Source organism: Streptomyces fuscigenes (genome assembly GCF_021556455.1).
GTDB lineage: Bacteria > Actinomycetota > Actinomycetes > Streptomycetales > Streptomycetaceae > Streptomyces > Streptomyces fuscigenes.
In genome coordinates, this window is the sequence record NZ_JAKGCV010000283.1 from 1 (window position 1) to 7,228 (window position 7,228).

Sequence of the window (7,228 nt, forward strand, 5' to 3'; positions counted from 1 at the left end):
CCCCCGGCGCGCGGGCGGCACCCCCGCCGGCCGGCGCGTCCTCCGTGTGCCCGGGGCCCGGGCGGGCCGCCTCGTCGCGCGCGTCCTTCGCGTCCCCGTTCCCCGGCCACCCGGCGCCCCGGGCGAGACCGCCGAGCTGGACCGCGATCTCCGACAGCCCCTCGCGCACCCCGGTGGGCCAGTCGCCCCGCGAGAAGTGGCCCTGCACCTGGTCCTGCACCTGTCGGGCCACGCGCAGCACCTCGTCACGCGCGAAGTCCTGCGCCTCCTTGGCCTGGCGGCGCGCCCGCTGGGCCTCCTCGCGCGCCCTGCGCGACTCGTCCTTCGCCCGGCGGGCCTGCTCCTTCCACTCCTGCTTGGCGCGGCGCATCTCGTCCCGCGTCGTGCGCCACGCCTCCTGCTCTCCCGCCGCCGCGCCCGCGGGGGACGGGCCCTCGCCCTGGGAGGCCTTCGCCGCGGCGCGCATCTCGCTGCGCAGCCGTCCCGCCGCGCCCCGCACGTCGTCGCGGATCTCGGCGGCCAGCTCGGAGACGGACGCGCGGATCTCCATCTCCAGTTCCGCCAGCTCGCCGCTGCGGCCGGCCAGCTCCGCGCGCCCGGCCTCCGTGATCGAGTAGACCTTCCGCCCGCCCTCCGTCGCGTGCGTGACGAGGCCCTCGGACTCCAGCTTCGCGAGCCGGGGGTAGACCGTGCCGGCCGAGGGCGCGTACAGGCCCTGGAAGCGCTCCTCCAGCAGCCGGATCACCTCGTAGCCGTGGCGCGGCGCCTCGTCCAGCAGCTTCAGCAGGTACAGGCGCAGGCGGCCGTGGGCGAAGACGGGAGGCATCTCAGAGCTCCTTGCTGTCGGCGGACGCGGCGTCCGGGCCGTCCCCGGACGCGGCACCCGGTGACGGCGGGCCGCCGGGCCCACCGGCGGCGCCGGACGGGCCGGTGGTGTCGGACGGGCCGGCGGTGTCGGCCGCGCGCTGGGCGCCGGCCGTGTCCGTCGTGTCGGTCGTGTCTGGTGCGTCGGCAGTGTCTGCTGCGTCGGCCGTGTCTTCTGAAGGCGGCCTGCGCAGCAGCGCGATCGAACCGGAGACCGTGGCCGCGCGCAGGGTGCCGTTGCCGGAGCCGAGCGTCCCGGTGATCTTCTTCGCGCCCCACTTGCCGGTCACCCGCAGGTCCTCGAAGGCGCTGTGGACGCTGCCGCTCGCGGTGTTGGCCACCACCTCGGTGTCCACGGGGTGCGGCAGCCGGATGGCCACCTCGCCGGACACCGTGCCCAGGTGGATGTCGGTGGGATCGCCCGCCGGGTCGAGGTCGAGCACCATGTTCCCGCTGACGGAGTCCGCGCGTACGGAGGAGCCCGTGCCCTCGACCACCGTCAGGTCGCCCGAGACCGAGTGGAACTTCAGCGCCCCCGTCACGGCCTGCGCCTCGACGCTGCCCGAGACGGTCTCGGCGAGGACCCGCCCGGAGAGGCCGACGAGGGTGGTGTCCCCGTTGACGCCCCTGATCTCGGTGCGCCCCCGCACGCCGGAGACCATCGCGGCCGCGTCCACGCAGCCCACCTCGACCGACGCGGACGCGGGCACGGCGAGCGAGACGACGGCGCTGCGCCGGCGGCCCCTGCGGTCGAAGAAGTCCAGGAGGCCCTGCCAGGTCAGGTCCTCGTACCCGACGGTGAGGGTGTCGCCCTCGCGGGTGACGAGCAGGGGCGGGCCCTCGACGGAGGTGATCTCCAGGCGCGTGCCGCCTCGGGCGGCCAGGGCCGCGGGGTCCGTTCCGACGACGTTCACCGCCCCGCCCACGATGCGCACGCTCAGCGCCCCGACCGGGTCGTCGAACGTGAACTCACGCGGCTCCGCGACCTTCCAGGTCGACCGTGACATCGCTGACCCCCGCATCCGTCCCAGAGGACTCGGCAGAATTCGTCCAGGCATGACGCGACACAACATATCGCGTCTTCTGAAGAACACGATATATCGTGGATGCGGGAAGTCAATCGCGAGTGCGGCCGCGCCGTCGGTCGCCGTCCGTAGCCTTCAGCAGCCCTCGGTCGCCCTCATGCGTCGTCGTCGTCCTCGTCGTCCAGCCGCGCCAGCCAGGTCGCGAGGCGCTCGACCGGCACCTCGAAGTCCGGATTGAGGTCGACGAACACCCGCAGTTGCTCGGCCAGCCATTCGAAGGTGACCTCTTCCTCGCCCCTGCGGGAGGCGAGCTCCTCGATGCCCCGATCGGTGAAGTACATGCTCTTCAGCCTAGTTGCCCCAGGTCGGGGCCCAGAACCGGACGCCGCCCCGCGGCGTCTCCCGCGGTGAAGGCCCGCGCGATCTCGCGTCCCCGCATCCGCTGCCGCTAACCTGCGGGCCTCTGGTTCGGCACGGACGGGGCGTCAGGAACGGGGGATGTCGTGGTGGATGCCGGTGGGCGCGTCATGCTCGTGGAAATGCCCGACGGGACTCCCGTGTGGGCCAGGATCTCCGGTGCCGAGGCGCTGGAGCAGCCGTCGGGCGAGCTGAGGTTCTCCGACGTCGGCGCGGGTCAGCGCGTCGCGGCCCGCGTGGACGACCTCAAGGACGTGGTCGCGAGCGTGGCGCGCTCGCTGGCCGGGCCGCTGCGCGCCGTGCGGCCCGACGAGGTCACGGTGGAGTTCTCCATCGAACTGACGGCCAAGCCCGGCAAGGTGGTGGGGCTGATCGCCGACGGCGAGGCCAAGGGCGGCATCACGGTCACCCTCGGCTGGCACGGCTCCCCGCCCGATCTGACCGAGCCGCCCGCGCCCCCGGCGGCCGTCGCGGGCGCCCCCGTACCACCCCAGGCGCCCCCGCCCGCCGGAGCGGGGCCCGGCGCAGCGGCGCATCCCGGTGAGGGTGCGCCCGGCGCGAGGAGCGGCGCGTGACGTACGAGGAGGGGGAAGGCGCCTTCTACGCGCCGGACGAACCCCTCACCGCCCTCGCGAGCCTCGTGACGGCCGCGACCGTACGCATCCATCGGCCCGGCCACGGGTATGACCCCCACGGGCCGGGATCCTTCCTGGGCAGCGGTTTCTTCGTCGCCCCGAACTGGGTCCTGACGTGCGCCCACGTCGCACTGACGGGCGAGAGGCAGGGGGAGGTGTGCCAGGTGGACGTGGTGTTCGCGAGTCCCGGCGGCGAGGGCGTCACGACCGTGGGCGGCACCCTCGCGGCGGTCCTGCCCGACGGGCTGGCCGAGCTCCCGGCCCGCGGCGCCCGCGTGCCCTCGCCCGACCTCGCGCTCATCCGCCTCGACAGCCCCACCGAACACCCGTGCGTGTACCTGGCGGAACGCGTGTCCCGGCGCCTGGACGGCGGCCGGGTGGTCTGGGCGGGCTGGGCGGAGGTCGACGGCGACCTCGAACTCGTCGTCAGCGCGCGGGGACACGACTCAGGCATGGTCGGCTCCCAGATCCAGCTCGGCGACGGGATGCTCACGGAGGGCATGTCGGGAGGGCCGGTCATCGACCCCCGGCGCGGCCAGGTGATCGGCGTGATCAAGTCGCGGGCGGTGGGCGGCGCCGGCGGGACGGCCGTCGGGATCGAGGCGCTGCGCACCCTGCCCGGCCCCTCCGGCCTGCTGCGCGACGAGGTCCACGACACCTACCAGGCGGTGTGCCACGCGCACGACCGCTACCACCGCGACCGCCACCACCACTCGGGCCCCGAGGAGAGCTGGACGGACGTCCAGACGCGGCTTGAGAAGAGCGCCGGGCGCGTGCTCGGTCCCGCCCAGCGTGCCGAACTGCTCGGCAAGCTCGCCGAGTTGCCGCCGCCCGTCAGCACCTCCAGCCTGCTGGACCTCATCGGCCGGGCCGAGGGGCGGCGCGGCGGCCGCGGCGCCCAGCCCGTCCCGGCGCCCCGCAGCTGGCGCGACGGCCTCGGCGAGCTGCGCGAGACGCACGGCGGGCCCGCCGACCTCGAACTGGTGCTGCGCTACTGCATGAGCGCCATCGCCGCCGAGCGCCCGTACGTCACCGAGGACACCCCCGGGGCCGAGCGGGCGCTGTGGCACTGGGTGCGCGAGCTGGCCAGGGACCGGCTCACCCGCTCGTTCCGCAGCGAGCTGCACCAGCTGTGGAACGAGAGCCGCGACCGCACGGACCGCGAGCAGCGGCGCACCGAGCCGGCGTACGGCGAGCGGCCGCGCCCGGGCGAGCGGCCCAGCGTGCTGCTGGAGCTGGAGCCCCGCGGCTGGGAGCGCGACAGCTACGACTGGCGTGTCGGCGTGGCCCACTTCAACGGCGAGGTGGACGCCATAGGCGACGGAACGGGCACCATCCTCGAGGAACTGGCGGGCGCGCTCGCGGGCCCGCTGACGGAGGCGTTCCGCCAGAGCGACGAACCGGACGAGCCCGCCGTGCTCCAGGTCGCCCTCGCCCAGTCCGAACTGGGGCTCGACGTGGAGCGCTGGAGCCTGGTGCCCGGCGCGGCCCCGCTCGGCGTGCAGCGGCCGGTCGTGGTGCGCTGCCTCGACCCCGAGGCCGTCGACGACGCCGTGGAGGAGCAGGCCCGCTGGGACCACCTGCACCGCACGGGCATGCGCACCGAGGACGTCGACTGCCAGGACGGCGACCGGCTGCCCGTCGACGAGGAGGCGCGGCTGCGCTCCCTCGCCCACGAGACCGTGCCGCTCCTGTGCCACTACGCGCAGCGCCCGGACGCGGACACCGCCGAGGGCTTCGGCCGGCTCGCCCGCACCGGCTACCGGGTCCTGCTGCTGCGCCGCTCCCCGGCGGCGGGGCCCGACGCGCTCTGCGCCGACATGCACCGCAGGGCGGCCAGTACCGTGCGCGAGGCCCGCACGGCCGGCCAATTGCCGGGTAAAATCCATGAGTTGCGCAAGGGTGTGTGGGACAGGCGGACCGAGGCGTACTGGTCGGACCGGGTGGCGCTGTTCTACGACGACCCGCGCCACCCGCTGCCCGGCCCCGGCCTCCTGCTGAACGCGCCGTGAACGGTACGACCGGCGTCCTCCACGCCCCGCCGCCCCGGAGGCCCGCCGCGCACCACGCCCTGTGTCACACGAGACCCGACGGCCGAGCGACGACCACGAGGAACAGGCTATGAGCGAAACCAGCGAGTGGCTCATCTACCGCGGCGCGGGGGAGCCGCACGATGGCATCACCCGGCTGCCGCCGCCACCGCCGTGGCGGGACTTCGACGGCCGGGACGCCGCGTCGGGCGGGAGCGACGGCGACGAGTCCGCGGACCGCCGCCTCGGTGTGCACCGGCACCGCGCCGAGCTGCACCGGCCGGGCGCCGAGGAACTCGAGATGATCAACGCGGCGCTCTACCTGCGCCGCCCCCTGCTCGTCACGGGCAGCCCGGGCGCCGGCAAGAGCACCCTCGCGCACTCCGTCGCCGCCGAGCTCGGTCTCGGGCGCGTCCTGCGCTGGCCGATCGTCAGCCGCACCCGCCTGGTCGACGGGCTCTACCACTACGACGCGATCGCCCGGCTCCAGGACGTCCAGGTCGCCTCCCACCTGGCGCAGCCCGGCACGGATCCCACGGCCGACATCGGCAGCTACATCCGGCTCGGCCCGCTCGGCACGGCGCTCCTGCCCTCGGACGCGCCGCGCGTCCTGCTCATCGACGAACTCGACAAGAGCGACATCGACCTGCCCAACGACCTGCTGAACGTCCTGGAGGAGGGCGAGTTCGCCATCCCCGAGCTGGAGCGCATCGCGGACCGGCTGCCCGGCGGCGAGGCGGAGGTCCTCACCCACGACGGGACGAAGGTCACCGTCAAGGACGGCCGGGTGCAGTGCCGTGCCTTCCCGTTCGTCGTGCTCACGAGCAACGGCGAGCGGGACTTCCCCGCGCCGCTGCTGCGCCGCTGCATCCACCTGGAGCTCGGCCGCCCCGACCACCAGCGGCTGGCCACCTTCGTCACCGCGCACCTGGGGGAGGACGCGGCGCGCGCCGGCAGCGACCTGATCTCGCAGTTCTTCGAGCGCTCCCAGCGCCACCAGATCGCCACCGACCAACTGCTCAACGCCGTCTACCTCACGGGGATCGCCGCCCCGCAGAGCCGCGAGCGCCTGGCCGACCTGCTGATCCAGCGCCTGGACCGGCCGAGGTGACGCGGTGATGTCCGGCCCACCGGACCCGGACGGCGGCCCCGCCCGCGGCGAGCGGGCCGAGGGCGCCGGCACCCGTCCGGACCCGCGCGCCGCCGGAGCCGGGGCACGCGTCACGCTGTCCGGCTTCGTCGCCCGGCTGCGCCAGGCCGGACTCGACCCGGACGTCCGGCAGGTGTGCGACGCGCTCTGGCTCGCCGGGCAGCTCACCGAGGGCCCGGGACACACCCCGGACACCCCATCGTGTGAGGACCGGGACGCGGACGGCGCACGCGAGGGCGAAAACCGCGTGGACGGCGTGACAGGCGACGCCGGCGACGGGAACACTGCGCCCGTGAACGGCACCCCGCACGATCCCGACCGGCCCCCCGCCGACCCCCGCATCGCCCTGGGCGCGTCCCGCTCGGCGCCGGGCGACGGCCCGCGCTCCGGGCACGGGCCCGGCACGTACGGCCGGGGCCGGGGCGCGGGGGGCGCCTCGGCGCGCGGCGGCGGCCGGTCGCTGCCGATCGGGGTGCCCTCGGCGAGCGCCCTGCCCGGGACGCTGCAACTCCAGCGTGCACTGCGCCCGTTGCAGCGCTACCGGGGACCGAACGCCCCGGTCGAGACCACGCTCGACGAGGCGGCGACCGCCGATCTCAGCGCCCGCGCCGGGGGCCTCGTCGTACCGGTCTACCGCGCCTCCACCCGCGCCGAGGTGGATCTCCAGCTGGTGATGGACGTGTCGTCGTCGATGCTGGTGTGGCAGCGGCTCCTCATCGAACTCGAAGACATATTCAGCCATTTGGGAGCCTTCCGCGACGTGCGGGTGCGCTACCTCCACCAGGGGCCCGACGGCGAGCCCGCCGTCTCCACCCACCTCGATCCGCGGGCCGCCGCGCTCGGCCCGGCCGAGCGCCTCAGCGACCCGACGGGCAGCCGGATCACGGTCCTCGTCAGCGACTGCGCGGGCCCGCTCTGGTACAGCGGGCAGGCCCACCGCCTGCTGCACCGGCTGTCGCGGCAGGCCCCGGTCGCCGTCCTGCAGCCCCTGCCGCAACGGCTCTGGGGCCGTACGGGCCTGCCCGTGACGTACGGCGTGCTGGCCCGCGGCGAGGGCGCGGGCTCCGCCGCGCTGCGGCTCGTCGGCAGGGGCGCCCCGGCGCGCGC

General features: G+C 75.2%; 7 protein-coding genes. 4 read left to right on the forward strand and 3 right to left on the reverse strand.

What is annotated here, in order from left to right; genetic code table 11:
* The 3 genes from L1885_RS20010 to L1885_RS20020 all read right to left on the reverse strand — a co-directional run.
* Positions 1 to 826, reverse strand: an 826-nt coding sequence (locus L1885_RS20010) for a PadR family transcriptional regulator (RefSeq protein ID WP_235798541.1), incomplete at its 3' end; no start/stop codon positions are given.
* A 1-nt stretch (position 827) separates the two neighbouring features.
* A complete protein-coding gene (locus L1885_RS20015) occupies positions 828 to 1,871 on the reverse strand; it encodes a DUF4097 family beta strand repeat-containing protein (RefSeq protein WP_235798542.1) in 1,044 nt (347 codons plus the stop codon).
* Positions 1,872 to 2,044: 173 nt separating this feature from the next.
* Positions 2,045 to 2,230: a DUF6104 family protein gene (locus L1885_RS20020; protein ID WP_235798543.1), complete on the reverse strand. Its 186-nt coding sequence runs from the start codon at positions 2,228 to 2,230 to the stop codon at positions 2,045 to 2,047.
* A 198-nt stretch (positions 2,231 to 2,428) separates the two neighbouring features.
* Here L1885_RS20020 and L1885_RS20025 point away from each other — a divergent pair, with 198 nt between their 5' ends.
* The 4 genes from L1885_RS20025 to L1885_RS20040 form a co-directional block, all read left to right on the forward strand.
* Positions 2,429 to 2,881 (forward strand): CU044_2847 family protein, encoded by a 453-nt coding sequence (locus tag L1885_RS20025; protein ID WP_235798544.1) that lies wholly within the window; start codon positions 2,429 to 2,431, stop codon positions 2,879 to 2,881.
* Positions 2,878 to 4,953 (forward strand): VMAP-C domain-containing protein, encoded by a 2,076-nt coding sequence (locus L1885_RS20030; protein WP_235798545.1) that lies wholly within the window; start codon positions 2,878 to 2,880, stop codon positions 4,951 to 4,953. Before L1885_RS20025 ends, L1885_RS20030 begins: the two co-directional genes overlap by 4 nt.
* A 109-nt stretch (positions 4,954 to 5,062) precedes the next feature.
* Positions 5,063 to 6,082 carry an AAA family ATPase gene (locus L1885_RS20035; RefSeq protein WP_235798546.1) on the forward strand — a complete coding sequence of 340 codons (1,020 nt, stop codon included), beginning with the start codon at positions 5,063 to 5,065 and terminating at the stop codon, positions 6,080 to 6,082.
* A gap of 7 nt (positions 6,083 to 6,089) precedes the next feature.
* The coding region (locus L1885_RS20040) for an SAV_2336 N-terminal domain-related protein (RefSeq protein WP_268984290.1) at positions 6,090 to 7,228 on the forward strand (1,139 nt) is incomplete at its 3' end.

Excerpts from the sequence above, each read along its gene's own strand:
- L1885_RS20015 (WP_235798542.1), bottom strand. The coding sequence starts at position 1,871 with ATGTCACGGTCGACCTGGAAGGTCGCGGAGCCGCGTGAGTTCACGTTC.
- L1885_RS20025 (WP_235798544.1), top strand. The coding sequence starts at position 2,429 with ATGCCCGACGGGACTCCCGTGTGGGCCAGGATCTCCGGTGCCGAGGCG.
- L1885_RS20035 (WP_235798546.1), top strand. The coding sequence starts at position 5,063 with ATGAGCGAAACCAGCGAGTGGCTCATCTACCGCGGCGCGGGGGAGCCG.
- L1885_RS20020 (WP_235798543.1), bottom strand. The coding sequence starts at position 2,230 with ATGTACTTCACCGATCGGGGCATCGAGGAGCTCGCCTCCCGCAGGGGC.